The 26725-nt window shown below is 61.6% G+C and carries 22 protein-coding genes; 13 read left to right on the top strand and 9 right to left on the bottom strand.

The genetic code is table 11. The features are described 5' to 3' along the window. The first annotated feature begins 146 nt into the window (after nucleotides 1-146). The 6 genes from AYJ54_RS04735 to AYJ54_RS04710 all read left to right on the top strand — a co-directional run bounded on the left by AYJ54_RS04735 (nucleotide 147) and on the right by AYJ54_RS04710 (nucleotide 7321). Nucleotides 147-2117 carry an AMP-binding protein gene (locus AYJ54_RS04735; RefSeq protein ID WP_063696911.1) on the top strand — a complete coding sequence of 657 codons (1971 nt, stop codon included), beginning with the start codon at nucleotides 147-149 and terminating at the stop codon, nucleotides 2115-2117. Then, complete coding sequence (locus AYJ54_RS04730; protein ID WP_063696909.1) at nucleotides 2114-2899, top strand: ABC transporter ATP-binding protein; 786 nt, start codon at nucleotides 2114-2116, stop codon at nucleotides 2897-2899. The genes AYJ54_RS04735 and AYJ54_RS04730 overlap by 4 nt, the downstream gene beginning before the upstream one ends. Nucleotides 2900-2908: 9 nt before the next feature. After that, nucleotides 2909-3838, top strand: a complete 930-nt coding sequence (locus tag AYJ54_RS04725) for a branched-chain amino acid ABC transporter permease (protein WP_283808629.1) — start codon at nucleotides 2909-2911, stop codon at nucleotides 3836-3838. A 16-nt stretch (nucleotides 3839-3854) separates the two neighbouring features. Beyond that, on the top strand, nucleotides 3855-4982 hold the full coding sequence (locus AYJ54_RS04720) for a branched-chain amino acid ABC transporter permease (protein WP_063696907.1): 1128 nt from the start codon (nucleotides 3855-3857) through the stop codon (nucleotides 4980-4982). A 13-nt stretch (nucleotides 4983-4995) separates the two neighbouring features. Beyond that, a complete protein-coding gene (locus AYJ54_RS04715; RefSeq protein WP_245328889.1) occupies nucleotides 4996-6411 on the top strand; it encodes an ABC transporter substrate-binding protein in 1416 nt (471 codons plus the stop codon). Between the two features lie 67 nt (nucleotides 6412-6478). After that, nucleotides 6479-7321 carry an ABC transporter ATP-binding protein gene (locus AYJ54_RS04710; RefSeq protein ID WP_082905479.1) on the top strand — a complete coding sequence of 281 codons (843 nt, stop codon included), beginning with the start codon at nucleotides 6479-6481 and terminating at the stop codon, nucleotides 7319-7321. A gap of 151 nt (nucleotides 7322-7472) precedes the next feature. Here AYJ54_RS04710 and AYJ54_RS04705 read toward each other — a convergent pair whose 3' ends face one another. Then, nucleotides 7473-7760, bottom strand: coding sequence for a hypothetical protein (locus AYJ54_RS04705; protein WP_063696904.1), 288 nt, complete (start codon nucleotides 7758-7760; stop codon nucleotides 7473-7475). A 303-nt stretch (nucleotides 7761-8063) separates the two neighbouring features. Here AYJ54_RS04705 and AYJ54_RS04700 point away from each other — a divergent pair, with 303 nt between their 5' ends. The 3 genes from AYJ54_RS04700 to AYJ54_RS53850 all read left to right on the top strand — a co-directional run bounded on the left by AYJ54_RS04700 (nucleotide 8064) and on the right by AYJ54_RS53850 (nucleotide 9680). Beyond that, complete coding sequence (locus tag AYJ54_RS04700; RefSeq protein WP_063696902.1) at nucleotides 8064-8603, top strand: Clp protease/crotonase-like domain-containing protein; 540 nt, start codon at nucleotides 8064-8066, stop codon at nucleotides 8601-8603. Between the two features lie 90 nt (nucleotides 8604-8693). Further along, nucleotides 8694-9188, top strand: a complete 495-nt coding sequence (locus tag AYJ54_RS04695; RefSeq protein ID WP_082905478.1) for a septal ring lytic transglycosylase RlpA family protein — start codon at nucleotides 8694-8696, stop codon at nucleotides 9186-9188. Between the two features lie 366 nt (nucleotides 9189-9554). Next, nucleotides 9555-9680, top strand: a complete 126-nt coding sequence (locus AYJ54_RS53850; protein ID WP_082905477.1) for an SDR family oxidoreductase — start codon at nucleotides 9555-9557, stop codon at nucleotides 9678-9680. 207 nt (nucleotides 9681-9887) lie between these two features. On the opposite strand, the gene AYJ54_RS04690 is transcribed toward AYJ54_RS53850, so the two are convergent. Beyond that, on the bottom strand, nucleotides 9888-10448 hold the full coding sequence (locus AYJ54_RS04690) for a hypothetical protein (RefSeq protein ID WP_063696900.1): 561 nt from the start codon (nucleotides 10446-10448) through the stop codon (nucleotides 9888-9890). A 610-nt stretch (nucleotides 10449-11058) separates the two neighbouring features. Between AYJ54_RS04690 and AYJ54_RS04685 the strand changes: the two genes are divergently transcribed. Together AYJ54_RS04685 and AYJ54_RS04680 are read left to right on the top strand one after the other, a co-directional pair. Beyond that, entirely contained in the window at nucleotides 11059-12921 is a 1863-nt protein-coding gene (locus tag AYJ54_RS04685; RefSeq protein ID WP_063696898.1) for a caspase family protein, read from the top strand. Between the two features lie 139 nt (nucleotides 12922-13060). Continuing rightward, nucleotides 13061-14053 (top strand): hypothetical protein, encoded by a 993-nt coding sequence (locus AYJ54_RS04680; protein WP_063696896.1) that lies wholly within the window; start codon nucleotides 13061-13063, stop codon nucleotides 14051-14053. A gap of 43 nt (nucleotides 14054-14096) precedes the next feature. On the opposite strand, the gene AYJ54_RS04675 is transcribed toward AYJ54_RS04680, so the two are convergent. The 3 genes from AYJ54_RS04675 to AYJ54_RS04665 are packed head-to-tail and all read right to left on the bottom strand — an operon-like array spanning nucleotide 14097 to nucleotide 18331. After that, the gene (locus AYJ54_RS04675; RefSeq protein ID WP_063696894.1) at nucleotides 14097-14744 is read right to left on the bottom strand and encodes a DUF4384 domain-containing protein; all 648 of its coding nucleotides are present in this window, start codon (nucleotides 14742-14744) and stop codon (nucleotides 14097-14099) included. Between the two features lie 20 nt (nucleotides 14745-14764). Further along, nucleotides 14765-16555, bottom strand: a complete 1791-nt coding sequence (locus AYJ54_RS04670) for a caspase family protein (RefSeq protein WP_063696892.1) — start codon at nucleotides 16553-16555, stop codon at nucleotides 14765-14767. Nucleotides 16556-16612: 57 nt separating this feature from the next. Beyond that, a complete protein-coding gene (locus AYJ54_RS04665) occupies nucleotides 16613-18331 on the bottom strand; it encodes an NHL repeat-containing protein (protein WP_063696890.1) in 1719 nt (572 codons plus the stop codon). A 159-nt stretch (nucleotides 18332-18490) separates the two neighbouring features. Between AYJ54_RS04665 and AYJ54_RS04660 the strand changes: the two genes are divergently transcribed. Both AYJ54_RS04660 and AYJ54_RS04655 read left to right on the top strand, forming a co-directional pair. Next, nucleotides 18491-18772, top strand: a complete 282-nt coding sequence (locus AYJ54_RS04660; RefSeq protein ID WP_063696888.1) for a hypothetical protein — start codon at nucleotides 18491-18493, stop codon at nucleotides 18770-18772. A gap of 98 nt (nucleotides 18773-18870) precedes the next feature. Next, on the top strand, nucleotides 18871-19851 hold the full coding sequence (locus AYJ54_RS04655; protein ID WP_063696887.1) for a DUF4424 domain-containing protein: 981 nt from the start codon (nucleotides 18871-18873) through the stop codon (nucleotides 19849-19851). A 9-nt stretch (nucleotides 19852-19860) separates the two neighbouring features. Here AYJ54_RS04655 and AYJ54_RS04650 read toward each other — a convergent pair whose 3' ends face one another. Genes AYJ54_RS04650 through tssM form a run of 4 tightly spaced genes read right to left on the bottom strand, consistent with a single transcriptional unit; the run spans nucleotide 19861 to nucleotide 26692 of the window. Then, complete coding sequence (locus AYJ54_RS04650; protein ID WP_063696885.1) at nucleotides 19861-21669, bottom strand: serine/threonine-protein kinase; 1809 nt, start codon at nucleotides 21667-21669, stop codon at nucleotides 19861-19863. After that, complete coding sequence (locus AYJ54_RS04645; protein WP_063696883.1) at nucleotides 21666-22442, bottom strand: PP2C family protein-serine/threonine phosphatase; 777 nt, start codon at nucleotides 22440-22442, stop codon at nucleotides 21666-21668. Before AYJ54_RS04645 ends, AYJ54_RS04650 begins: the two co-directional genes overlap by 4 nt. 6 nt (nucleotides 22443-22448) lie before the next feature. Continuing rightward, a complete protein-coding gene (gene tagF / locus AYJ54_RS04640; RefSeq protein ID WP_063696882.1) occupies nucleotides 22449-23150 on the bottom strand; it encodes a type VI secretion system-associated protein TagF in 702 nt (233 codons plus the stop codon). Further along, nucleotides 23147-26692: a type VI secretion system membrane subunit TssM gene (gene tssM, locus AYJ54_RS04635; protein WP_063696880.1), complete on the bottom strand. Its 3546-nt coding sequence runs from the start codon at nucleotides 26690-26692 to the stop codon at nucleotides 23147-23149. Before tssM ends, tagF begins: the two co-directional genes overlap by 4 nt. Nucleotides 26693-26725: the final 33 nt, after the last annotated feature.

Genomic DNA, 26725 nt, shown 5'->3' with positions numbered 1-26725 from the left:
CGATATCCCCTCAATCTGGTACTTGTCGGACCTTCAATTCGTTGTAATCTCGCAGAATGCGGCACTCGCATGGCTGTGCTCAAAACGGGCAGGCATCACCATAACAGGAGCGAACCAACGCGCCGGTTTTTGGGATCGAGACCGACATGGCCGGTGGTGGATCGTTCGATACGTTCCCCAAATTGCTGCTGCGGAACGCCGCGCAGTTTGGCGCGCATCCGGCATTTCGACATAAGGATCTTGGCATCTGGCAGAGCTGGACGTGGGCTCAAGTTGCCGAGATCGTGCGTGCCTACGCCGCCGGGTTGCATCGACTTGGCTTACAGCCGGGCGATACAATTGCCGTAGTCGGCTCCAATCGGCCGAAGCTTTACTGGACCATGATGGCTGCGCAGATGCTGCGTGCGATTCCCGTTCCGGTTTACGCGGAGGCGATGGCCGACGAGCTTGCTTTTGTTCTCGCTCACGCCGAGGCGAAGCTGGTCGCGGCTCAAGACCAGGAGCAGGTTGATAAAGTCTTGTCGGTGTCCGACCGACTGCCGCAACTCGACAAGATCGTTTATGATGAGCCGCGCGGCCTTGATGGCTACGATCGAAGTCGAACGATCGCAATCAACAATGTCATCGAGGAGGGCCGCGCTGGGCTTGCCGCTGACATTGCGCTTCGCAAACGGATTGATGACTTCGTGCAGGCGGGCAATGGTTCGGACGTCGCGGTCATCCTCTACACCTCTGGAACGACCGGCGCGTCGAAGGGAGTCACGCTATCAACCCAAGGGTGCATCGACGCCGCAATCGACACCACCAGGTTCGACGGACTGACCCACGAGGACGTGGTGCTCGCCTACCTTCCGCTGGCGTGGGTGGGCGATCATTACCTCAACTATGTGCAAGGCCTCGTCGCTGGATTCTGCACGGCGTGTCCGGAGAGCAGTGACACGATCGAGCAGGATAGGCATGAGATTGGACCAACCTTCTACTTCGCTCCGCCGCGCGGCCTCGAAGCCATGCTGACGCGGCTGATGATCCGCATGGAAGACGCTTCGCTCGTCAAGCGGCGGATGTTCAACTACTTTCTGGAGGTTGCGCGCTTGCATGGCGAGCAGGTCTTGACCGGAAGACCGGTACCGCTGTCAGGCCGCTTGCTCTATGCGCTCGGGCGGTTGCTGGTCTACGAGCCTCTCAAGAACGCTCTCGGCCTGTCTCGGGTGCGCGTCGCATACACTGCAGGCGAAGCTATCGGTCCGGATCAGTTCGCCTTCTACCGCTCGATCGGACTAAATCTGAAGCAACTCTATGGCCAGACCGAAGCGTTTCTTTACGTGACGTGCCAGCCTGATGGTGCGATCTATTCCGATACCGTTGGTCCTGCGGCGCCGAACGTCGACGTCCGCATCGCGGAGTCGGGCGAGGTGCAGTTTCGCTCGCCCGGCATGTTCGTCGGCTATTTCAAGGATCCGGCGAAGACCGCGGAAGCCATGACGCCAGACGGATACGTCAAGACCGGCGATGCGGGCTTTTTCGACGAGAAGTCCGGACACTTAAAGATCATCGATCGCGCGAAGGACGTCGGCAGGCTGACCGACGGTACGATGTTCGCGCCGAAATACCTTGAGAACAAGCTGAAGTTCTTTCCCAACATCAAGGAAGCGATCACTTTCGGCGATTCGAGGGAGTTCGTTTGCGCGATGCTCAACATCGATCCCGTTGCCGTTGCGAATTGGGCGGAACGCAACAACGTTGCCTACGGATCCTATCAGGAGCTTGCCGGGCATCCGCTGGTCTACGACATGGTAGCGAAAGACGTTGCCGCGGTGAACCGCTCTCTCGTTGAGGAAAAGGCGCTCGCCGGCGCTCAGATTCGCCGCTTCCTGATCTTGCACAAGGAACTCGATGCGGATGATGGCGAATTGACCCGCACGCAGAAGGTACGCCGCCGGTTCATCGCCGAACGCTATGCGCCGCTGCTCACGGCACTCTACGATGGCTCGTATGAGGCCGATATTTCTACTGAAGTCGCTTTTGAGGATGGTCGCAAGGGCACGATCGCGGCGCGGGTCAAGATTCGCGACATGCAGGCAACTGGCGCGGCGGAGTCCCTGGGGAAGGCTGCATGAGAGTGCGGGACACCAACGAAATCCTGCTGCAAGTCGAGGGCGTGGCGCTGTCCTTTGGCGGCGTCCGGGCGTTGAAGGACGTTTCGTTCAACGTCCGAAAAGGTGAAATTCGAGCCATCATCGGACCGAACGGCGCCGGAAAGACCTCGATGCTGAATGTCGTCAATGGTTTCTATCATCCCGATCGTGGCACCATTACCTTCAAGGGACGCACCAGGGACAGGATGCAGCCCTTCGAGGCGGCGCGCGGCGGCATCGCGCGCACATTTCAGAACGTTGCACTGTTCAAGGGGATGAGCGCGCTCGACAACATTATGGCCGGCCGCACCTTGAAGGTGCGCCGGGGCCTGTTGTGGCAGGCGCTGCGTTGCGGTCCTGCCCTGAGAGAGGAGCTCGAGCATCGGCATCGCGTTGAGGAGATCATCGATTTCCTGGAGATCGAGGCAATCCGTAAGGTACCAGTTGGGCGCCTGCCCTACGGCTTGCAAAAACGCGTCGAGCTTGGTCGCGCTCTCGCCATGGAACCCGACCTCCTTCTCCTCGACGAGCCAATGGCAGGCATGAATCTCGAGGAGAAGGAGGACATGTCACGGTTCATCGTCGACGTGAACAATCAATACGGCACGACGATCGCGCTGATCGAGCACGACATGGCCGTGGTCATGGACCTCTCGGATCGCGTGGCGGTACTCGATCATGGCGTAAAGATCGCCGACGGCACGCCGGACGAGGTGAAGAACAACCATGCCGTCATCGAGGCCTATCTTGGCGTTGCACACTGAGGAGCGTTCGTGATCGCATTGGGCCAATTTCTCGAGGTTCTGATCGGCGGATTGATGTCCGGCGTGCTCTATTCGCTGGTCGCACTCGGCTTCGTGTTGATCTTCAAGGCATCCGGTGTGTTCAATTTTGCTCAGGGAGCAATGGTATTGCTCGCGGGGCTGGCGCTGGTTCGCGCCCTCGATCTCCTGGTCGCCAACGGCTTTCCCCTTTGGGCTGCGATCGTCCTCGGCATCGGTTTTTCCGCTGTGATCATGGCGACAACGGCCTGGCTGATCGAGCGGTTCGTGATCGGACCTCTTGTCAACCAGGACGGCCTCACGCTGTTCATGTCCACCATCGGCGTGACATTCGTCATCGAAGGCGCTGCGGAGATGATTTTCGGATCGGATGTCTACCCGTTGCGGCTATTCCCGACGGACGCCTGGTTTGTGCTCGAGGGCCTCTTCCCGGGTGGCATTCTGGTCAACAAACTGGATGTCTGGGGCGCGTTGATCGCCGGCATCCTGGTCGCTGGTCTCGCGCTCTTCTTTCAGCGCACCAAGACCGGTCGCGCACTCAGGGCTGTGGCCGACGACCATTTGGCCGCGCATTCGGTCGGCATCCCGATCAGTTGGATCTGGTTCGTGGTCTGGCTCGCTGCCGGTCTCGTTGCGCTGGTGGCGGCAACCGTGTGGGGTACCAAGCTCGGCGTGCAGTTCTCCATCACTTTTCTCGCGCTGAAGGCCCTGCCCGTTTTGATCATCGGAGGCCTTACCTCAATTCCGGGAGCCATCGCCGGCGGGCTCATTGTGGGGGCGGGTGAGAAGATTGCAGAGGTGTATCTGGGGCCGTCCATCGGTGGCGGTATCGAATATTGGTTTGCCTACGTTCTGGCGCTCGCGGTGCTGCTCGTCCGGCCGCAGGGTCTGTTCGGCGAGCGGATCATCGAACGCGTCTGAGACAAAGGAGCTCCTTGTGCTTTATCGCGAGGCTGGCCAGTTCAAGACGACCTACGCAGAGGACATGGCGATCTTCCCGATCAGTCAGGACCGTATTGCGCTCGCGGTCTTGCTCGGCATCGCTTTCATTGGCGTGCCGCTGTTGGCGACCTTTCATATTTGGCCCTTCGGCAGCGACTATTTGCTGTGGGCCATCTTGCTGCCGTTTCTCATCCTGGCGCTCGCCGCCATCGGCACGAATATTCTCGTCGGCTATTGCGGCCAAATCTCGCTCGGCAGCGGCGCGTTCATGGCCATCGGCGCCTATTCCGCCTACAAGCTGGCAACAGGCGTTCATATCCCGCTCGCCTGGCTTGGCTTCGCGGTCTCGATCCCTCCGTTGCCCGTGCTCGCATCCATTCTGCTCGGCGGGCTCATCGCGGCGGGTGTCGGAATCTTGTTCGGCATTCCCAGTTTGCGGATCAAGGGCCTCTACCTGGCGGTAGCGACACTCGCCGCGCAGTTCTTCTTCGATTGGGCGTTCCTACGGATCCCGTGGTTCACCAATTACGCCCCGTCGGGATCGGTGAATGCGCCGGCACTCGACTTCTTTGGTCTGATCGTGCAATCGCCGATCGAGCGCTACCTGCTATGCCTGCTATTGCTGACCCTGATGGCGTTGCTGGCAAAGAACCTTGTTCGCAGCAATCTCGGCAGGCAGTGGATGGCGATCCGCGATATGGATATCGCCGCCGAGCTGATCGGTATCCGGCCGCTTTATGCAAAGCTCACGGCGTTCGCGGTCTCTTCATTCATCGTCGGCGTGGCGGGCGCACTCTGGGCGTTCGTCTACCTGGGTTCATGGGAGCCGCTTGCGTTCTCGATCGACCGTTCGCTGCAGCTTCTCTTCATGGTCATCATCGGCGGGCTCGGCTCGATCATGGGTTCATTCGTCGGCGCGGCCTTCATTCTCATCGTGCCGATCATGCTGAATCTGATTCCAACCGAGCTCGGCGTGCCATTGTCGACGGAGACGATTACTCATTTCGAATTCATCATCTTCGGATCGTTGATCTGCTATCTTCTCATCAAAGAACCCCATGGCTTCGCCCGGCTGATATCGATCGGCAAGGAGAAGCTGAGACTGTGGCCGTTTCCCTATTGAATGGACGATCCGCGTGCATCGCACGCTGATGGTTCCTAGTGCAGGAGGAAAGAAACACACCCCCGAAAGCAAGAAGAGGGGTTCAAACGAGGAGTATATGCAAATGCCAAGTATTGCACGCAATGCACTGATATTGGCGGCGGTGATGTCTGGCGCGGTGGTTAGCGCACCGGCTTCAGCACAAAACGAGCAGTTCATCCCAATTCTGTCCTACCGGACCGGCCCCTACGCTGTGAACGGCGCTCCCTACGCAAACGGCGTTATCGATTATTACAACCTGATCAATGAGCGTGACGGCGGCATCAACGACGTCAAGATTCTGATCGAGGAATGCGAGACCGGTTACGCGACCGACAAAGGGGTTGAGTGTTACGAGCGTCTCAAGAGCAAGGGTCCGACCGGGGCGGCCTTCATCAATCCTCTGTCGACCGGCATCACCTTCGCCCTCACCGAAAAGACCGCGGCCGACAAGATCCCGATCATCACGATGGGCTACGGGCGTGCCGATTCCAAGAACGGCGCGGTATTCCCGTACAATTTTCCAATGCTCGGCACCTACTGGTCCGCGGCGGATATCGCAATCCAGCACGTCGCCAAGGAACTCGGCGGCTTCGACAAGCTGAAAGGCAAGAAGATTTCGCTGCTGTATCACGACAGCCCCTATGGCAAGGAGCCGATCCCGATGCTGCAGGTGCTGGCGCAGAAGTACGGCTTTGAATTCACACCGATCCCGGTCACGCACCCCGGCGTCGAACAGAAGTCGCAATGGCTGGCAATCCGCCAGAACCGGCCAGACTATGTCCTAGTCTGGGGCTGGGGCGTCATGAACAGCACGGCAGTCAAGGAAGCGGCGGCCGTCGCCTATCCGCGCGAGAAGATGATCGGCGTTTGGTGGTCCGGCGCAGAGCCGGACGTGACGCCCGCGGGCGATCAGGCCATAGGCTACAAGTCGCTGATGCTTCAGCATGGCGCGGGCAGGTTTCCCGTCCATGCCGACATAGAGAAATACGTCTACGCGAAAGGCAAGGGTTCAACAGAACCTGGCAAGGTCGGCGAAGTCCTCTACAACCGTGGCATCGTCAATGCCATGCTCGGAGTGGAGGGAATCCGCAAGGCGCAGGAAAAGTTCGGCCAGAAACCGCTGACGGGGGAGCAAGTCCGTTGGGGTCTTGAGAACCTCAACCTCTCCGAGGCGCGCATCAAGGAACTCGGCTTCGAAGGAATGTTGAAGCCGATTAGGATCTCCTGCTCCGACCACGAGGGCACGCGCGACGGGCGGGTCCAGCAGTGGGACGGCAAGAGCTGGAAGATCATCTCTGACTGGTACACGGCTGACGAAGCACTCATCGATCCGCTCGTCAGAGAGGTGTCCATGAAGTATGCCGCGGATAAGAAAATCCAGCCGCGCGAGTGCTCGAAGGAAAGCTGAGCTGTGTGAGCGATCCGGGAGCCGATGCGGCGGCTCCCGGATTCCCACTCTTTGGAAAGGTCTGCGCGTGTCAACTCCCAAGGTTGTCGGTGTGGCGACTGAAGCGGCAGCTCCGGTTCTGTCGGTCAACAATATCGAGGTCGTCTACGACCACGTCATCCTCGTGTTGAAAGGAGTATCGCTGGAGGTCCCGCGGGGCGGCATTGTCGCGCTTCTCGGCGCCAATGGTGCCGGCAAGACGACGACATTGAAGGCGATCTCCAACCTGCTGCACGCGGAGCGCGGCGAGGTTACCAAGGGCTCGATCCTGTTCGACGGCGTCGAGGTGCAGTCCCAGTCGCCAAACGATCTGGTGCGGCGCGGCTGCATTCAGGTGATGGAGGGGCGGCGTGCCTTCCCTCATCTTACGGTCGAGGAGAATCTCCTGACTGGTGCCTTTACGCGCAGGGACAGCAGGTCGGCGATCGCGCAGGATCTAGAACGGGTCTACGCCTACTTTCCCCGGCTCACAGAGCGGCGCAATTCCACAGCCGGATATACGTCGGGCGGCGAACAGCAGATGTGCGTGATCGGCCGAGCGCTGATGTCGCGCCCGAAAATGATCCTGCTCGACGAACCGTCAATGGGCCTCGCGCCGCAGATCGTCGAGGAGATCTTCGAGATCGTGAAGGATCTCAACGCCAAAGAAGGCGTATCGTTTCTTCTGGCCGAACAGAACACCAACATGGCGCTCAAATATGCGGGCCACGGCTACATCCTCGAAAACGGCCGCGTGGTTATGGACGGCGAGGCGCACGCACTCGCCACAAACGAGGACGTCAAGGAGTTCTATCTTGGAGTCGCCGGCGCCAAGCGAAAATCATATCGGGATATCAAGCACTACAAGCGACGCAAACGCTGGCTCGCCTAGCCGATGCTGCCGACCGCTATCGTCAGGCGCAGAGGATCGTGAAGAACCGGATCGATCCACTTCTGAGGTTAATCAGAAATGGCCGAGTTGCTCGCCACGAGCGCTCGCAGGTCGGAGCCGAGCGGCTCGAAGGGGGCCAGATCGGGCGCAGCTATTTGATTTTGGCCAAGCACTCCTTTAGCCGCTCAAGCTCCGAGCGAACTTGGGACTCCATGGCGCCTTGTAATGCTACCGTACCTTTACTGAACAATTCACCTGAGGCCTTTCTGTCCAAGTTCTCTTTCCAATCCCGGATTGCCTGCTTGATTTCCCTTTGCGCCTGCGAGGTCGCCTTAAGGTACGTCTGAATGCAGGCGTCGGCCGACGAGCACGTCTGGCACTCCTGGGCGGCGGCCGGACTCGATACAAGCAGGGCAAGTGTCGCGGCAAGGACCTTCATCGCTCATCCTCCCGCTGCAACATATCAGCGTGCTGGCACCTCGTCGCGTGCCAAGAATCCGCCACAAATCAGAACGCGACGGTTCCACCAGCGTGCTAACTCCATCATCGAGTTGGGGTTTCCTTTAAGGAACAGTGCGCGTGCATCCACCGCGCAACAAACGTTGCGGTTAGTTTAAGCGGCGACCAGGAGCCGCTATTGGACCCCCGACGTCACGCCTCATCCATCTTCGGCCATTGTTTTCCGGCCTGATGCGCAACGGCAGACGTCCGCATCACATCTTCAACTTGGGTAGGGACATTAATGAAAATTCTGTCTGCGCTGCTCACGGCAGCGCTGTTGCTCGCGGGCATAGGGTCAGGCCACGCGGCGGTTCGGATTGCGGACGACCCGGGTGGGCAGATTGGGGAGTATCTGTCGAAGTACAGCGAACTCCGCGCTTCAGGCCAAACGGTGGTGATCGACGGCCTTTGCGCTTCGGCCTGCACCATCCTCCTCTCGACAATCCCTCACGACAAGATTTGCGTCACCCCGAACGCGACACTTGGGTTTCACGCCGCTTTTGATTTCGTCGGCAATGGCCGAACTGTCACTAATCCTGAAGCAACCCAACTGCTCTATTCGGGGTATCCATCCCAAGTGCGGCGATGGATTGCAAGGCGCGGCGGTCTTACCCCCAGAATGATCTTCCTTCGCGGCAAACAGCTACAAGCCATGTATCGCCCGTGCTACGTCGATGCCCGCGCCCCCGCGACGATGCCAATCCGCCCTGCTTTGGTCGACCAGGACCAGCGTGGCTTCGTCGCCAGTTTTGGTGCCCGATTGGCACCAATCCGCAAATAGATGACTCGATTCCGTTAATCCCTCCCCTCTCGCTTACGCTCCCGCGTCAGCAAACCGAATCCTGCATCTAAAATCATTCAAGGAATCCTGATGGTGTTTCGCTTGAGCGCCGCAATTTGCGGCGCCGTAATGACGCTTGCTATTCTACCTGCTGCCATGGCTCGAAGTGAAATCGGTGCGGTTGGTTCAGATGCCCTCGATAGTGCCGCTTCTGGACCCGCGATCGTTGGCGCAGCATCCATGTACAACCCGTTCCGACCCGGGTATCGGGAGGGCGGCGTGAATACAGCCTCCGGGGAGCGCTATGATCCATCTGCGTGGGCCGCTGCCATCAAAACCAATTTGCGTAAGAAGTTTGGCGGGGTTCAATATGGCGCGCGGCCGACATATGCCCTCGTTGAGGGGGCAGGCAAGAAGGCCATCGTCAAAATAAATGATGTAGGGCCTCTCACGCCTGGTCGCATCATTGATTTCAATGAGCGAACGATGCGCCATTTCGATCCAAGCCTGCAACTCGGAGTCATTGCCGACGTCAAGGTTACACCCCTTTCAGGCGACGATTGGATACCCGGACCAATTGGCTAGACGTGATTGCGGGCGAGCGTGGCTTCTGCAGTCCGCTTTGCGCCAGAAGCTGCCGACCCGCTCTTCGCGCAGCAGGATCAGAGTCGCCCCACTCATTCGCTAGAGCATCTGCGGACCAGCCCCGTATCCGCTTCCGCGCAACTTCGGCCGCATCGTCAACGTCACCTCGCACGCAGTGAGAGCCCGTCGCAATGCTGGCGCTGTCGAACAGCGCGCGAACCGGCCTGGATTTGTCGCGGGTCTGCGCGCTCGGTCGCCTGGCACAACGTAACCATCAACAATCGGTTGCCGGGGCGTTCGATACAGATCGGCTGAAAATTCAATCTCGCAGCATTCGCCAGGAATTCATCGCGCGGCGTTGCCGATGTGACCGAGGAAGTGAGGGCCAGCAATCCCAGCAGGCGTTTCGGTCATCCGGACGAGTCCGGAGCCACATGCGCTTTCCTGTGCTCGGCCCAGGCCGGGTACGTCACCGGACAAAGCATGCACTGAAGTGGGGTTTTACTCACATGGGCCGTTTTGCCGCGATGTATCGCTCCGTATTTGGCCTGTATCCGTCCGATACAGTCCGGCGAGCGCGAGGGTTCTGCGACTAAGAGAGTTTATGTTGCGCTCTGGCGCGCGTGCACACAACTTGCGTCAGAGGCGCTTTCAACATTCAGGCTGGCGAGATCGGGATCAGTGATACTCACGCGACCGTCAGGCGCCAAATCGCTTGACCAGTTTTGAGTTCTTAGCTGTTTCAATTTGTTGCTTGGTCAAGTCGCTGCCCACGCTCAAGCCCTTCGTCATGAGGTTGCCGCGCAGTGCCGCCGCCTGCCTCTCGTTGGTATAGTCTATCTCGACGTGATCAACGCTCATCAGATGACCAAGTTCATGGGCCCAGGCGCGTCCATTGGCAAAGTCATCGCCATACCACTGGACAAAGCTGGCCGGCTCTGGATCGCTATGAAGGTATGAGCTCCCACCTGCTGCGAGGTTTTGAATCGGATTGACCAGGTAAATATGGACCGCATTATCCGGGGCATGGCGGAGGCTGAGGACGTCCAGCACCCGCTTATCGCTGTTGCGGGCGCTCTTTGCCATATCGAGCGGCTTGTCTATCAGGCAGTCACTGATCACGAACGCAATCTTGGCTTTTGACCAGATCGTATTGACCACATCCAGTGCCTTTTTGGCCGTGTTGCAATCCCATTTTCCAGACTCCGGAACACCCTTCTCGGCAAATGGCGTGATGTAAATTCTCAGCGGAATGGACATAAGGTTCTCCAAATTTGGATTTCGACTTCATCCCCATGCGTTTCAAGCAAATGATGTTGGACAACGAATTGCAGATCAAGCTGCGATGAACTGCTTGCTTCGGTGTGCCGCACTGGCTCGGCATTTCGAAATGCAATCCGGCGCGGTATGAATTCGGTTCGCGGTTCGGCTCGGGCCCGATCACTGGCTTGGGAAACCCTCGAGCGGTCCTGTTCGGTCTGTCCGATCCCGCACTAAGCCTCTCATGCAGCGGTTCCGCCCCTTTCAGACGCCGCTCGCCGAAACGTGGTTCGAGCGACGCGCGCACCGCTCTGCGATAGCGACCAATCGCGAGCATAAACGACAACCATATCAACATCTTAGGCTACAGCAAACGGTTGCCGGAAGGGAGTGCCCCTTAGTCGAGCCTTTTCGCCTGCCTCAATCTTCCGTGCGCGCTTGAACGCGTTCACTCCGCCGAACGACAACATGAGGAATGGATCGGGCTCGAAATTGTTACTGTACGGAGATAGGTGGCCGCCAGTAGCGTACCAATTAATTCAGTGAGCATTTTTTACGCGGCCATCTTCGCTACGCTACCGTTCTTCGGGCAGATGCTGGATGTTTCGCCATGAGATTTTACAGGCACCTCCGAGTTTGTCTTCTTCTTGCCGTTTCGCTGTTCCTGGCCTCTCAGCCAGCTTGGGCGACAAAGCGCGTGGCTTTGGTGGTCGGCAATTCCAGCTATCAAAACGCCCCACTGCTTCCAAACCCAGCCAACGATGCTGAAGCCATCGCCGCAACGCTAAAGGGCGCAGGTTTTGACGTGGTTGACTCGAGGCTCAACCTCGCCGCCAGCGACATGCGGAGGGCACTGAGAGATTTTGCCGATCAAGCGCGCGACGCCGACATTGCCCTGGTCTACTACGCAGGTCACGGTATCGAGATCGACGGGACGAACTATCTGATCCCCACGGACGCGAGGCTTGAACGTGATACCGATATCTATGACGAGACGTTTTCGCTCGACCGCATCTTGCTGGCAATCGAGCCTGCGCGGCAGCTACGTGTTGTGATCGTCGACGCGTGCCGCAACAATCCTTTTGCCGACACGATGAAACGAACGGTTGCTTCGAGATCAATCAGCCGCGGGCTGGCCAGGGTCGAACCCACTGTGTCCAACACGCTCATCGCGTTTGCGGCGAAAGCCGGATTGACCGCGCTCGACGGCAACAGCAAGAATAGTCCGTACGCGACGGCTCTCGTGAAGTATATCGCAAAGCCGGGACTCGACTTGCGCAGGGCTTTCGGCTTCGTCCGCGATGATGTCCTGCAAGCCACGGGTAACCGACAGGAGCCCTATGTCTACGGCTCGCTGGGCGGCGAGGACGTTGCGCTGGTTCCTGCTCCCAAGGCAGAGGAGCTTACGCAAGCGGCCAACCCGCAGTCGGAGATACGTCGTGACTACGAGTTGGCCTTGCAGCTGCGCAACAAGGCCGCCCTGAGCGCGTTCCTGACCCAGCATCCGGACGGATATTACTCAAATCTGGCCAAGCTGCAGCTTAACCAGCTCGACGCCGAGGACGCTCGCGTCGCAGCGACAGAGAAAGCGCGGCAGGCCGAGCAGCAGCAAGCCCGGCTCGTGTCACAAGGCGCCCAGCGTGCCGACCAGGAGAAGGCGGCTGCGGACCTGAAGGCCGCGGAAGAGGCCCGTATTGCCGCCGAGAGGACAAAGCAAGCGGCACAGGAGCAGGCAGCCGAAGCCGAACGGAAGCGGACTGCCTCCGAAACCGCGATAGTCGCAGCGCTCTCCGCCAATAAGCCCGCCGTTGAGAATACCGTCGCGGACAATCCTGCAGCTGCCACGCCCGTCCAGGATGACAAGGTCGCGAAGGTCGCCGCCCTGGGCACGGAGCCGCCCCAGACCGATCTCGCCAAGGCCGATATCGCCAAGTCCGTACAAAGCGAATTGAGTCGTGTTGGCTGTTTCACCGGTACCGTCGACGGCCAATGGAATGCGGCTTCGCAGCGCTCGCTGGCCCTCTTCAACCGGCACGCGGGCACCAAATTTGACGCCAAGCTTGCAAGTCTCGACGCGCTCGACGCAATCAAGCTCAAGCCGGCGCGGGTCTGTCCGCTGATCTGTGATCACGGCTACAGGGCTGACGGCGACCAGTGCAGCAAGATCACCTGCGCCGAGGGCTCGTTCCTCAACGACGACAATCAATGCGAGAAGCGGCGCGAGAAGAAACCGGTTGCAAAGCGCAATACGGACGAGCGTCCGTCACGTGCGGATCGTTCGGCCCGCGAGAGGTCAGCGCCGACAGCAGACGTTCCGCGGCGACAGGCGACTGCGAGGTCCGGCAGCGGGAGCAGCGGTCAGATCTATTGTGATCAGTATCTGTGCCGTCAGGTCAATCGCGGCTGCCACCTCGAGTATCGTGGCGGCGGCGGTCCCGGCGGCAACACTGGTAATGTCGAGGTCTGCCACTAGCACCGTGCGAGGCTGCCACGGCGTCATCGGGGAGCCGTTGGGCCGCGCGGACTTGGTATCGAGAGTGTGGCGGGCGGCCGAGCATAACGTCAGGTCGGCCAAGTTCTGTGCCTGACGTGGCCGAAGCGGAGCGACCTGCGTGGTGGCGTGTGAGCTTGAGCAGAAGGACGTCAACGCCTTTCCAGGGATCACTCTCTTCACGAAGCGGCTGGCGCCCGGCATGAAGCCGACGGCGGTCTATCTTCCACCAAAGCACGCAACCGCCGCCACCAAATTCGATGTCGTGATCTGGCTGCACGGCTTCTACGTCAAAGACCATGAATTCCTGTTCCACGACGATCCCGCGCGGCTGCGGGAGCAGGTGCGGGATTCCGGCAAGGACGTGGTGCTCATCGCGCCATTCCTGGGCTACGAATATGCCGACGGCGACGGCTTTGCCGGAAACTACAGCGTGAAGGACCTGGCAGCTCCGAAATGGGGCGAACGCTACCTCGAGGAGATCCTTGGGGCTCTTGCAAACTTCCTCGGTGCCTCCTCCACGTTCATTCCTCAGCTCCAGGTCGGTAAGCTCGTCATCGCATGCCACTCCGGCGGCGGTAACGCCATGCGCAATCTCGTCGGGAGCCTCGGAAAGTATCAGTCGAACCTGACGGCATGTTGGGGATTTGACTGCCTCTACGGCGCCAACGCGCGGCCCGACGACGCGACGTTCTGGTACCAGTGGCTGTCGGGACAGAGCGGCCGCGCGCTCGAGATCGTGTATGGTCCGTCAACTCTCCCGCAATCCGTGAAGCTGGACCTGATCGGACGCGGGCTGGCGACGATCGATGGCAATCAAGCTCAGCCACAGCGCCCTGCTCTCAAGAACCTCAACGTGAGCCTGGGTCACTACGACGTGTTTCCGGCGTTTGGCCAGATGGTGAGGGTCAACGATCTGGACCCGGCTTTCGTGGATCGATTCATGATTCCGCAGGTCGCCGACCAGCCCCGGCTGCACCACAAGCCGGCGCCGCAGCACGGGGAATTCCTCCAGCACGCGATTTCCAACGTTCGCAGCGCCTTTCCCTTTCCGAAGGACATTCACTACATGATCGCCCGGGGCGGCTTCTTCAGCCGGCTGAGCAAGCTGTAGCCTTAGCAAACTGCAGCCTTGGCAGGCTTTAGCCTCACAGAGCTCACTTGATGGAATAAGATTTGATGTCGAACGACCAATTGTTCGTCACCAGTTTTCCGCTGCCGGAGTCCGGTACGCGCAGCTCACTGGTCCAGCCCGATAGATAGCTCAACGCCTCGGCCTGGCCCTGCACCTTGCGGGGCAAGTCCGGCAAATCGAGCAATTGCACGCGCCGCTCGCTCAGGATCGCAACCATCACCGCGGACCCGGTCGGCGGTGCGACGACATACTCAAAGCCACGCTGCCGTGCCGCCGGGGTCGGAACGACGAATTCAACGCCAGGCTTGACGAGATTGATGTCGCGGCCGTCCGACTGTGCCAACAGCTCGGGAGTCGGAAAGATCTGGGACATCCGCCCGTCTGCATCGACATCGACCAAGATGAGATATCCCAGCTTCCTGGCGGTCACACCGAACGAGATCTTGCCGCCGACGTTGACGGTCTCGCTCGGCAGGATCTGAAGGGACACACTTGCGGCATTGGTCCGGCCGCGCGCTGCCTGTACGGGCCAAAGCCATGGTGCGTCTGTCGTGCTGACATGAAGCGATGCAGATGGCAGCGGCGCTGCGGAAGCTGCCCCGCAACCGGCCAGCAGCAACAGGAATGCGAGCCATGGTCGCTGCTGGTGGATCGACTGCGATGACGGCATGGCCTGCGCTCCCCCGAAAGTCAGGGAGCGCTGAAAAAGCCGATCGAGGCGATCCGCGCGTCCGCGGGCAAGTAATGCTGAAGGCTCTTGATCACCTGCCCAGAGGCACGGCGCCGGTTGAGCTGCATCAGGACCGTCTCGAGATCGACCATGCGCTGCTGCGAGGTCACCGCAACGACCTGCTCCGCACCGAACGGCTCGCCCACCCTGAGCGGTAGGCGCAAGCTCGCCGATCGAGCCAGCGCCGCATCAGACCCCACGGGATACAACACCTGGATGGTGCCATCGCCTGACACATTGAACAGCAGCACTGCCCTTGATGACACATCGGAGAGGTCAACTTCAACGGTCTGGCCTGCGCGCTGCTGTCGATCGTCTGGCCAAATACGCATCATCTGAGGCGATCGGGTCGCCATGCGCTTGAGTTCACGAATTGCTGCTGTCCGGTCAACCACCATCGGCAAACCGGCAACGTCAACCCCATAGGCGACCACATCGCCCCACGCGATCACGTCATGAGACACCGGGTCCCAGATCAGGTCGGGATTGTCCGTGGGTTGGACAGCCTGCACGGTGACATCCTTGGGCGTCACGCTCGCAAAATAATTCGTCTTGCCGTCGAGCGCTGCCAGTCGGATCGGCGCGGCGGGACGGAGCGACGTCGGCGCGGCGCTGGTCGGAGCTGCGCTGGTCGGAAGTTCCTTGGTCGCCGCGGCAAGGGTCGGAACGCTTGGTGCCTTGGCCGCGACAGCCGGCGGCGCGGGCGCCTGTCCCTCGGGCGCCGCCGCTCCGGTTTGACCAGAGGCCGCTCTCGCGGCCGGTCCTTGGATCAGCACCACACCGCGCGTCAATTCGAAGGCGACGTCGGTCTCCGGCATCTGAGCCGGCGACGATATCGTCACGATGTTCTGGCGCTGGTCCGAGAGCTGATAGACCACCTGCCGAACATTGCTGAAGAGCTCCTTGAGCGTCACCTTCCCATCGTGATCGATGTCCGCGCTACCTTCCATCGCTCGCGCGACCGCATAGCTGAGAGCCCCGCGCAGGCCATCGATCCCGGGGATCCGCACTTCCGGCGCCTTGGTGTAGCGATCGACCGCAGCCAGGAACGCCGTGTGGTCGAGATCGAGCTCGGATTTCGGATCGTTGCTGTCCGACACCGGCTTCAGTTCGTCCACCAGCAACGTATAGCGCGGCACCTGCCGGAAGCTCATCTCCGCGGCACGCGGATCGATGTCGCGCACCATTCCGCCGCCGTGGCAGGTGTCAGCCACAAAGATCACCGTCGCACCGCGCAGCTCAAACTGCCGGATGAAATGGTTGAACTCGCTGCCCAGAATGCGCTCAACGGACCCGGTTGGTGTGGTTTCGAAGCCCGGCAGCAGGAACACGTTTTCCATCCCATCCGGTTCCGAGCCCTTGAACCGCTCCGGCTCCTGGGTGCCATGACCGGCGATCGACAGAAAGATGAGGTCGTTGTTCCTAGTCCGCTCCACCAGTGCGCTGATCTCGCGCAGGAGGCTTGCCCTGTCGGCCTGGGCGTTGGTCAGTTCGACGACATCGTCAACGCCCATGGACTTCAAGCTGGTCACGATGTCAGTGGCGTCGGCGACCGCGCCCTTCAATTTGCGCACGTGCTGGTAGTCGTCGATGCCGATCACGAGCGCGCGCACGGCCGCCCCGTCCGGATTGCTGATCGACAGGCCTCCTGCCGCGTGCGCGTACGGGATTGTCAGGCCGATCAACGCAGCGAGTCCGATAGTGGCGCATAGCCGCCCGATCTTGCAATCAAGTCCTCTGGGCATCCGCATTGTGATCCACCTCGACTTCACGCTTACCCATTCTGTAGCGCCAACGACACACGTGGTTCAGCGCCTCTTGCTTGCCGTCTTGCGGCCCGCCGGCGGTTCGGTCTCTTGATAGGCGCTCGCTGAAACCGTCGTCTGATCGTCCGCAAGGGCGCGAAAGCGGACCGGAGCATAGCCGCGCGCGAGCAGGCTCGCCAACGGATAGACGTTGCGGCAGACGCGGCCATTGCAGCCACCGGTCGAGGATTCCATCACCTCCGCCTTGCGATCAGGCGTGAACCGCAGGAACAACATCACGTGCGAGCCCGGCTTGTTCAGCGCATCGCCGGGCTTCAGGTCCCAGGGATTTGTCACGGGCGCTGCGATCGCAGGGATCGCGGCCGTCGTGTAGTGGACACTGAGTCCCCACGCGGCGCTGACGAATGCCGAACAGTCGACGCCCGCCACATCCGGCCGCGGCGCGTTGCGGGTGCAGACATTGCCAGCCAGCGTCCCGCTCTCGATCCGCTGCCGGAAGTTCGCGAGCGAGCCGTGGCAGCCCCAGCAATAGGGTACGCCGCGCACCTCCTGGTTCACCTTGCCCTGGAGGTACCACGGCCGGCGAATACGGTTGAAGCCGCTGCATTGGCTGTCCGGATCGTTGCCGTAATTTGCCTGCGTGAGCCTCCACTGGACGCCCTCGAACGCAAACGCGGTCTCGATCGCCTGCTGGCGATTGGACGGCCGCACGGCAGCTGTCGCGTTGAACTTCACGTCGGGCTGCGGCGCCGGCGCGGCTGTTGTTCGCGACGGCCGCAGGTCGATAACCGAGACATTGCCCAGGGGCCGGAAGCCGACGCCCACCACTTCAACACCGTCCGGCTTGGTCCGCAGGAAATAGACATCGCCATCGCCCGAGACCGTGACGAACCGCCTGGTCAGCGGGGTATCCTCCAGAGGCAGCTCGTAGATTCCCTCGAGACGCCCGTTCGCGGCATAGCGTGCGACGAAAGTGGAGGCGTTCTTCCCCGATGGCGGAATGTCCTCGGCCAACACGTAGAAGCGGTCGCTGTTGTCAATCTCGAGAAACTCCACCGTGCCGAGTTGGTTGCGCACGCGCAGGCCGAGTTGGCCAATGGTCTCGTTGGTGACCATGGTTTGGATCTCGACCCGCACGCTGGCATTGCCCTTGTCCGGAATGATATCGGCGATCACCGAGCCCTTGCTTCGGGAAGCAACATATTGCCGGTCGGGTTGCCGCGTCGTCCTGATGATGGCCGCGCGCGTGTTCTGATCGAGCAAGTCTGTCGCGCTGCCGGGCGCCTGCGATCCCATCTGAGCGAAGGCCGAGACAGCGACCTGATCGTCCACACCACGGCTCGAGACCTCCTCAAGCTGGATCACGCCACCGAGTCCGCGCGTGGACTGTCCCGGCGCCGCCTTCAGCGTCCGCACGCCGCCGTCCCAGACCGTGATGTCGTCGTTGTGGACGACGAGATCGGTCGGCTGGACGTCCTTCGGCATGTTGAGGACGTCGGGATCAGAATTCGGCTGTTTGGGATCGAACTGGAGAATGCGGCCGTTGATCTGATCGAGCACAAACAGGTTGCCCTGCCCGTCGGCAGTGAGCGCTTGCGGACCTCCGAGTTCCACGTCCTCGCTGGCCGGGATGATGCCGACCATGGACGCGGCAGAACCGCCGGCAAAGCTGCGTACGACGGTATTGTCGGCGTGCGCTCTGGTTACGAAAATGCCAGCGCCAACGATGAATACCCAGATCCAACGAATTGGACGAAACATGTTCGCCTCAATGTACCCCGAACCGATCGCCGCGTCGGATCGACTAATCCGAGATGCCGTTGATGCGGCGCGTCAATTAGTGGTGAGCAATCTCAATCGCGTTCAATTCTATCACTCGACGGTGATAGTCCGAACCACTTCAGCTTGCGGTGCAAAACCATGGCCCGGAATAGATTTGAGCAGGTCAATGACGTCCAGCCCGACGCGATCACGCTGGTCCTGAAGCGCGACAATGACGGTGCCTCCGGATCGATCGTGCTGCCGGCCGCCGCGAGTGGGGGACGGCTGACCACTGACCAGGTCAGCGCTCAGTTGCCGGCTCAGGACGCCTTTCGCGGCGCGATCCGGCTGGCGAACGACGTAAAGCTCGCGATCGTGGTGTGCGATCCAGACGGGGTCTGGAAGTCCGAGTGGGGCGATCTTTACCAGGCGATCGACTGACCCACACCGGATGGAACCGGCATATGCTGCGACGCCGCATGAAGACTAGCGTAGGGAACGGACCGTCCACCCGGCCGTCGTTCCGGGTGCGGGCCTTGATGGTCATGCTGTTGGTTGCGACCGGCTGGCCGGCACGGGCCAACGACTCGGCTGCGGAATTGTCGATCGGCGGACTCCAGTTCGTTCGCACCAATGACGTGGCCATGCAGAGCGAGGACCTTCGTATCGCGCTCGACAGGATCAGCGTTCGCTACCAATTCACCAACGTCACCACCAAGCCGGTTGCGCTCACGGTTGCCTTCCCTCTGCCCGACATCGACCTGTCGGAGGCCGAGAACATTGCGCTGCCGTCAAACGATCCGGTCAACTTCGTCGACTTCGAGACCAAAGTCGACGGCAGCCCGGCACCGCTGACCATCGATCAGCGCGCCATGGTCGGCGACAAGGATGTCAGTGCCCTGCTCCGTGAACTCAAGCTACCGCTGCTGCCGATCGGTGGCCGCGAGATCCGGGTGGCCGACCTGCCCGCGGCGACGCGAACCCGGCTCGTGGACGACGGGCTTCTGATGCCTGCCGGCATGAGCGACAATGGTCGCCAGCAATATGCGCCAGGCTGGGTCACCAAGACTTCGGCTGTGCGCCAACAGGTGTTTCCGCCCGCGCGCACCGTCACCGTCGAACACCAGTATCGCCCGAGCGTCGGCTCCAGCCCTGACACCATCCTGCGCTCGAGCCTGCGCCGTAGTAGCGCGCTCAGTCAGGAAGTCGCGCGTTACCGCAAGGAGTATTGCGTCCAGGATGCGTTCCTCGCCGAGCTCGACAAGCGCGCAGGCAACAACCAAGCCAACAGCGCGAAGCTGCAGGAACGGCGCATATCATACGTGCTCAAGACCGGCGCGAACTGGGCCGGGCCGATCCGGTCGTTCAAGCTGACCATCGACCCGGGCAGCAGCGAGCACCTCGTGAGCTTCTGTCCGGGGCGGCTCAAGGCATCCTCCACCGGAAACACGCTTGAATATACGGCAGGCGATTTCAAGCCGGATGCCGACCTGAAGATCCTGGTGATAGGAAAATTCTGAGCGTGTCGATCAGTTCGTGAGCAGCACGTAGCGCGCGGCTGCGATGATCGTCGTCTTGTTGCGCTGAGCCTCGCTCAGCGCCTCCAGGAAGAACGTGTCGGCAGCCATTGGTCGCGGTTGGCGCAACGAGTCCAGAACCTGCGGGGTCGCCACGACCAACAGCAGTTGCGGACCGGTCGCGCGCGCTGTCGGGAGCGTAAACGAAAGCGAGTCGATGCCCGGCTTCAGAAGATAAGACAGGCTCTGGACCTCGCCGCGCTCCGACACCATGAGCAGCTCCACCACACGGTTGGCGAAGTTCTCGATGGTCCCATTGAGGGTTTCGCCGGCCTTCAGCTCTGTCGCCGACAGGTTGATGCGCGGCGCTCGCGCCTGATCGCTCCCGACCTGGCTCAAGAACTTGACGGCCGGACATTGCGCCTCAGTCACTTGCCTGACGCCGACCGAGGCCTCGAATCCCTGCTCCCGCCGGAACGCCTTGTCGAAGGTGTCGAACGGAGCGGTCGAGGCGCCGAAGCCTTCGATAACAGCGGCGTTTTGACTCACGGCAACGGGCAGGATGAAGAAGCAATCGCCGCCAGAATATTGGGCCACATATTTGCGGATGCGCTCGGCTCGCCCCGGCCCATCGAGTGCCGGAGACGGCGTCACAGTCGGCTGCGCGGGCAGCTTCACCGGCTCCTGGCGCCCGGGCTGTGGCGCGGCGGGCTCGGCCTTCGGCGGCGACATTGTCCCGGCGAGTTTCGGAGGTGGCGGCAAGGCAGCGACGCCGGGCGCCGACCAGACCAGCTTGTAGAAGGCATATCCGCCCCCGCCGAGCAGGAGCAACACCGCCGCAACGCCTGCACCCAGCCACAGGCTGCGGCGGCTCTCCGCAGTTGATGGCATCCTGTCCTGCAGCGCCGGCGTCGCGCGTTCCGGCCGCCGCAGCGGATCGAAGCCGTACAGCGGCGTGGCGGGTGCCTGAGCCGAACCGGTCGGCCTCCAGTTGGCGACCTCCGCCATGGTCGGACGCAATGCCGGATCAGGCTGCAGCATCTGCTCCAGCAAAGGCCGGATGCGCATGTCCACCGCACCGAGATCGGGCACACGCCGGCGCTTCTCCACCAGTTGAAACTGGCTGCCGCCCATATCGAGCTTCTGTCCGGTCAGCGCATGGAACAGCACGAGACCGAGGCTGTAGACATCGGATTTCGCGGTGACATCATTGCCGTACAACCCTACCTGTTCCGGCGATGCATAGTTGTCCTTGCCGGCGAAGCCCGAGCCGATGATGGTTTTGTCGCCCATCTGGGTCGAGCGGGCGATGCCGAAATCGATGATCTTGGCCCGCCTGACATCGTCGAGCGGCACGATGATATTGTCCGGGGAAACGTCGCGATGGATGATGCCGTGCTCATGGGCGGCTTCCAGTCCCGATGCGACGCGCTGCATCAGCTTGATCAGCGCCTCGAAGGTCAACGGCCCTTCGTCGAGCATGTTCGAGAGCGAGCGGCCGTTCACGAACTCCATCGCGAGATACGGTCGCTGCAGCACCGGCTCCACAGTGAACAGGAAGTAGCGAACGATCGCGTCATGTGGAAGATTGTGGAGCGCTGCAGCCTCCCGACGGAACAGCGCGAGCGCCGCCTCGTTGTCGACCATCTCGGGCAGCAGCATTTTCACCGCAACCGGCGATCCGGTCTGAATCTCGCGGCACTTGTAGACCTCACCCATGCCGCCCGCACCGATCATCGCTTCGATCTCATAGATGCCGTTGAGCCGGGTGCCGGGCGGCACACCGCGGTAGGACGATCGGAACGGGTCGTTCGGGGTCATGGCTGCGGCTCCCGATCGAGCGGCGATCTTGTCGGCTCCGTGGATTTTGGCGTCAGCAGCCGCACGACCACGATCGTCACGTTGTCGATCCCTCCGCGATCCAGAGCCAGCGCGAGCATGTCATCGCAGGCCGCCTGGGCGCGCCGCGTGGCCGCGTGCTGCAGGATCTCGTCGTCCTGCAAGTGCCTGGTCAGGCCATCGCTGCAGATCACGAAGATGTCCTCCGGCTCGGCCGGGCCTGTCACCACCTCGAACTCCGGATCATCGGCGACGCCGACGGCCCGGGTAATGGCATTGCTCGGCCAATCCTTCACGTCCTCGCGCGACAGCGCACCTTCGGCGATCAGTTCCTCCAGTTCGCTGTGATCATGCGACACCTGCTTGATGCCACCACGGTTGATCAGGTAGACCCGGCTGTCGCCCGCCCATATGCACGCATAATAGCCGTCGCGCACGAGCAGAACCGCCGCCGTGGTACCAACGGTGGCCCCATGTCTTTCATGACTGAGCGCCAGGATCTGCTGGTTCGCGCTGAACAGCCGCTGCTCGCATTCCGCCAGCAGGTCTGCAGCTGACTCAGGCGTGCCGATCGCATCGAGCGACTGCACCACGATGCGACTGGCGAGATCGCCGGCCTCATGACCACCCATACCGTCGGCGACCGCCCACAGGCCGACGTCGGTTCGCACCAGACATGAATCCTCGTTCCGCTCCCGCACCCGTCCAACATGGGTGACGCTGCCGACATCGAACAGGGATGGGGTGTGTACCATCGCGCGTCATCCCGTCCCGGATGCCGCGAGGCCGAGATCGCCGGTCAGCAGCGTGGAGTAGTGAAATGGATCTGGCAATCCGCGGCAACTCAGCGCCATCGGGGGAAAGCCATCGCCTCCGGCGGTCCACCAGAAGCTGGCCGCGGCGTAGACCTGTGGGTTGGCGGCGCAAAGTGCGGCGAACGACCCGGCGAACGCGTCGACGGCTGAAGCCCCTCCCATTGTCGCGGCCCCCAGCGACGTGATCGGCGGACCGTCGGCGACGTTCGCCTGCAGTCGCGGCACCGCGAGACGATCCAGTGCATCGGAGATCTGCTCGAAGGTGGCGGCCCGATCCAGAGTCGAGAGCAGGAATGTCTCCGCTTGCCCGAACCATTCGTCCTGTGGATCGACGTTCGGCGGCGGCAGCGAGGCGTCATCGCCCGTCACCGCGTGCAGGGTCAATGGATAGTACCGCCCTACCCCGTCGAGCGAAGGCATGATTGCGCCCGCCACCGTGGTGCCGCAGATCGCGGCGCCGAGCCAGAATCGCCAAACCGGCGCGGTCAAGAAGGCTTGCTGCCAGCCTGAGCCAAGCTGGTGGCGGCTTGCCGACAGCGCAGCCTGCACCCACGGCTCCCAGGCTTCAAGGAAGCTGCGCGGGGTCGCGATCGCGATGAAATCGCGTTTCGCGCCGATCTTGCCGAATAAACCGCAACGCATGGTCATATTCCGGTCGGGCAACGAAACTCGCGGAGCACTGACAGGTTCAGCGGATTGCGCAACGATCCGGTCGAAATCTGATAGTTGAGCTCACGCCCGGCGACGATGAAAGTCGCACTGGCGGCTTCCGACTTCGCCACCAATGAGCCCGCCTCCAGCATCCGGAACAGCGACCAGGGACCGATGCGCTCAAGCACGGATGGCGGACCGGTGTCGTTGCTGACTGAAATTGCCGTCCGCGGCGATGGGCCCGGCCATAGGACGGTCGTCGGTGCGTTACTCTGTGGCGGTGGCGGTGGCGCTGGTTGCGGAGCGCCGAACAAGGACGGAGCGGCCGGTCCGGGAGTGGTTGGGCTTGTAATCGTGGTGCCGCCGATCTCAGTCTTGACCGTCACGCCTGGCCCGGATGCCCCAGGTGGCCGGATCGCGAACGATACCGCCGGCACACCGCCGCCGGTCTGGAAGAAGGCATCGCGGATATAGGCCGCGTTCTGGAATTGCTTGAGCGTGTCAGGCGAGAACGACCGGCCGACAGGGCTCTCCTTTCGCCAGACCCAGTCCGACCGCGACGTGTCGGCGTAAGGTGCCAGGTACTGGGTGAAGAACTTGTCCATAACGCCGTTCGGACTGAACAATTTGGCGAAGTCCGCGAGCGGGACCTCCTGGCTGCTGCTGCGGACAAACGGATAGCGGTTGGTCACCGTCTGCTGGCAGACCGGCGTCACCTGATCGCGCAACGTCTGCAGGATCTGTCCGGCGGTTGAGGCCGCGATACTGCCTTCGAACTCGCCGGCCGCCGCCCTCAGCATGTCGGAGAATGGCGGTGGCATGCGCGAGGCATTATTGCGGAGCGCTGCGACCTGCGTCTGAAGCGCAGCGGTCGCTTGCGCGGTCAGTTGCGGGTTCTCGATAATCAGCGTCAGGTTCTGGGCGATGTCGTTCAGGTTGGCGATGGTCGAGTCGATCGGCCGGCGGGTGCTCTCGCCTTCGAGCACCGCATGGTAGGGTTTGAACTGTGCCTCGATCGTCGCCCCGGGCGGTCCATCCTGGGCATTGGTGAAGAGAGCCGGCGCCGGTGCAGCGGCAGCCCCCGCGGGCGCCGCAGCGTTCGGCGGCTTCGCCCGTTCCTTGGTCAGCATCGTCTCGTCGCGCACCGATTCCAGGACTTGCCGCATCGGCGAAGTTGGTGCCGAAAGCGCCCTCAGCACCTCATATTTCGGCTTGTCGACCAGCAGCTTCTTCAGGCGCAGGCTGCCGAGTGCCGTCCGCCAGCTCGTCACGAAATCGTTGGAATAGATGCTAAGCAGATCGCCGGCCAGATTGTCGTATTGCTGGTCGATCGCCGACTGCTGACCGGCATCACCCAAGACCCACCGCTCCCGCTTCATGCGCTCCGACAGTCCGGGCAGCCGGGCGATGAACTTCTGATGGAAGCCGTTGTAGGTGAAGAACTCGGGCACCCGCACGGCGTCCAAAGGCTGCCCCGTCGTGGTTTCGAACACGACGGCCATGTCCGGACCGCCGCGGCGGCTCGCGATCCAGTCGCCGGCGGTGGATGCACGCGCCTCCGATTTCAGAAACTCGTAGGCACGTTGCGACACACTCAGGCGCGCCAGGGAATTCTGGGCCTGCTTGATCAACCTGCCGTCGAGTTCGACCAGCGGCGGCTGCTCGGTCTCGAGCTCGAACATCGCCACGAGGTTCTCATCGAGCAGACGCCGTCCTTCCGCGTTGGTCGCGCCGGGATAGAGGTTGTCCGCCCAGTCACGCTGCATCCAGGAGCGGATCAGCTCGCGGTCCGGCGACTGCAGTCCGCCGAGCATCAAGTAGACCTTCAGCGCCTCGTAGACGAAGGCAGGTTCGTTGATGCGCGCGTTGAGCTGCTCCTCCAGGCGATACAGCAGGCGCGGCCGGAACATGCGCTCGAGCGCCGTATGATAGGCCGTCTTCGAGGGCGACAGCAGCCGGGCGTGCTGACTGAGCCCATAGCGGGACGACAGTGACACCGGCTCGTTGCGCGATCCGTAGCCCGCGGGGGCGTTGCGCAGCCGGTAGAGCAGCGGCAGCACCTTGTCGAGATCATGATCGGCAATCAGCGTCTGCTTGATGAGTGGCGCTCCGGCGGCCGCATACTCGCTGTCCGCCTGCAGGCTCTGCTCGATCAAATCGGAGTTGCGCTTGTAGCTCGTCAGCCACGCTGCGATCAGTCCGATCGAGACCAGGCCGATCAACGACAGCGCTGCGGTCTTCAGGATCAGTGCGCGGCGCACCGCCGCACGGTCGGTCGATACCCAATCGGCCTCGCCGATGATGACCTTGGAGATCAGATCGGCGAGGAAGTAGCTCTTGCCCGTGCCCGAATAGGATCCGGAACCGACCTCCTCCGCGCCGAACGTGCGCGCCAGCGAGCCGATCAGCTGGTCGATCGGCGTGCCTTGCTGTGTACCCGAGGTGAAGTAGAACCCGCGCAGATTCGCATTCACGTGATAGCGCGTCGGCTCGAATATCTGGTTGAGGAAATCGTGGATCTGGGGCTTGAGCCGCGCCATCTGCGCCGGGAAGCCGAACAATTGCACGCGGTGCTGCGGCGTCGGCTCGTCCTGCAGGCGGTCGAGCGTCTCCTCGCTGAGGCGCTCCAGCAGACGGTCGAACTCGACAGGAATCTGCCTTACCAGATTCTGGGTCTTGTCGGCGGTCTGGAACGTGGCGCCCCAGACCTGGCGGCGGCCGGCCTCGTTGAGATAGGCGAAATATTCCGTGAAGCCGGCGACGAGATCGGCCTTGGTAAAGAGCGCGTAGACCGGGAAGCTGACCCTGAGCCTTTGGTGCAGTTCGAGCAGGCGCATCCTGACGGCATCGGCGTGGAGCGCGAGCTCCTGCTTCGGCAGCGTCAGCACGTCTTCGATACTGATGGCGACGAGGACGCCGTTGATCGGCTGGCGCGACCGGCTTTTCTTCAGGATGTCCAGGAATGCCAGCCAGCTTTCCTTGTCGGCCTTGCTATTGGAATCCTGGGTGGTGTAGCGGCCGGCGGTATCGATCAGCACCGCTTCCTCGGTAAACCACCAATCGCAGTAGCGGGTACCGCCGACCCCCGCGATCGCAGCCGGCGTCGCCCCGCGCGCGAGCGGAAATTTGAGGCCGGAATTGACCAGCGCCGTGGTCTTGCCGGCGCCGGGCGGACCGATGATGACGTACCAGGGCAGATCGTAGAGATAGCCCGACTTGTTGCCGCTGGCGGTCTTCAGCGTCGCGAGCGCATCCTTCATGCGCTCCTTGAGCACCGGCTCGTCGCTGACAGGCTGATCCGCGCCGGCGATGCCATCGGCGATCTCCTTGGCATTCTTGCGCCGCTTGAACAGATTGAGGCCAACGATGCCCGCCACAGCTGTGGTGAGCAGCAGGATAGCGATCTGGCGGACGATATGGTTCTCCAGCGGCCGCCAATCGCCGAACGCGATGAAAGGACCGGCGAAATAGATTACCGCGCCGAGCGAGCTGAGCCCGACTCCGTAGAGAACGATGCGAAGAATGTCCTTGGCAAGCATCTAACCGTACCTGTCGCAAACCGCGTGAGCTGG

Origin of the sequence: Bradyrhizobium centrolobii (genome assembly GCF_001641635.1) — a bacterium.
Taxonomy (GTDB): domain Bacteria; phylum Pseudomonadota; class Alphaproteobacteria; order Rhizobiales; family Xanthobacteraceae; genus Bradyrhizobium; species Bradyrhizobium centrolobii.
The sequence above is the reverse complement of the archived record's forward strand: the minus strand, read 5'-3'. Positions and strand labels throughout refer to the sequence as shown.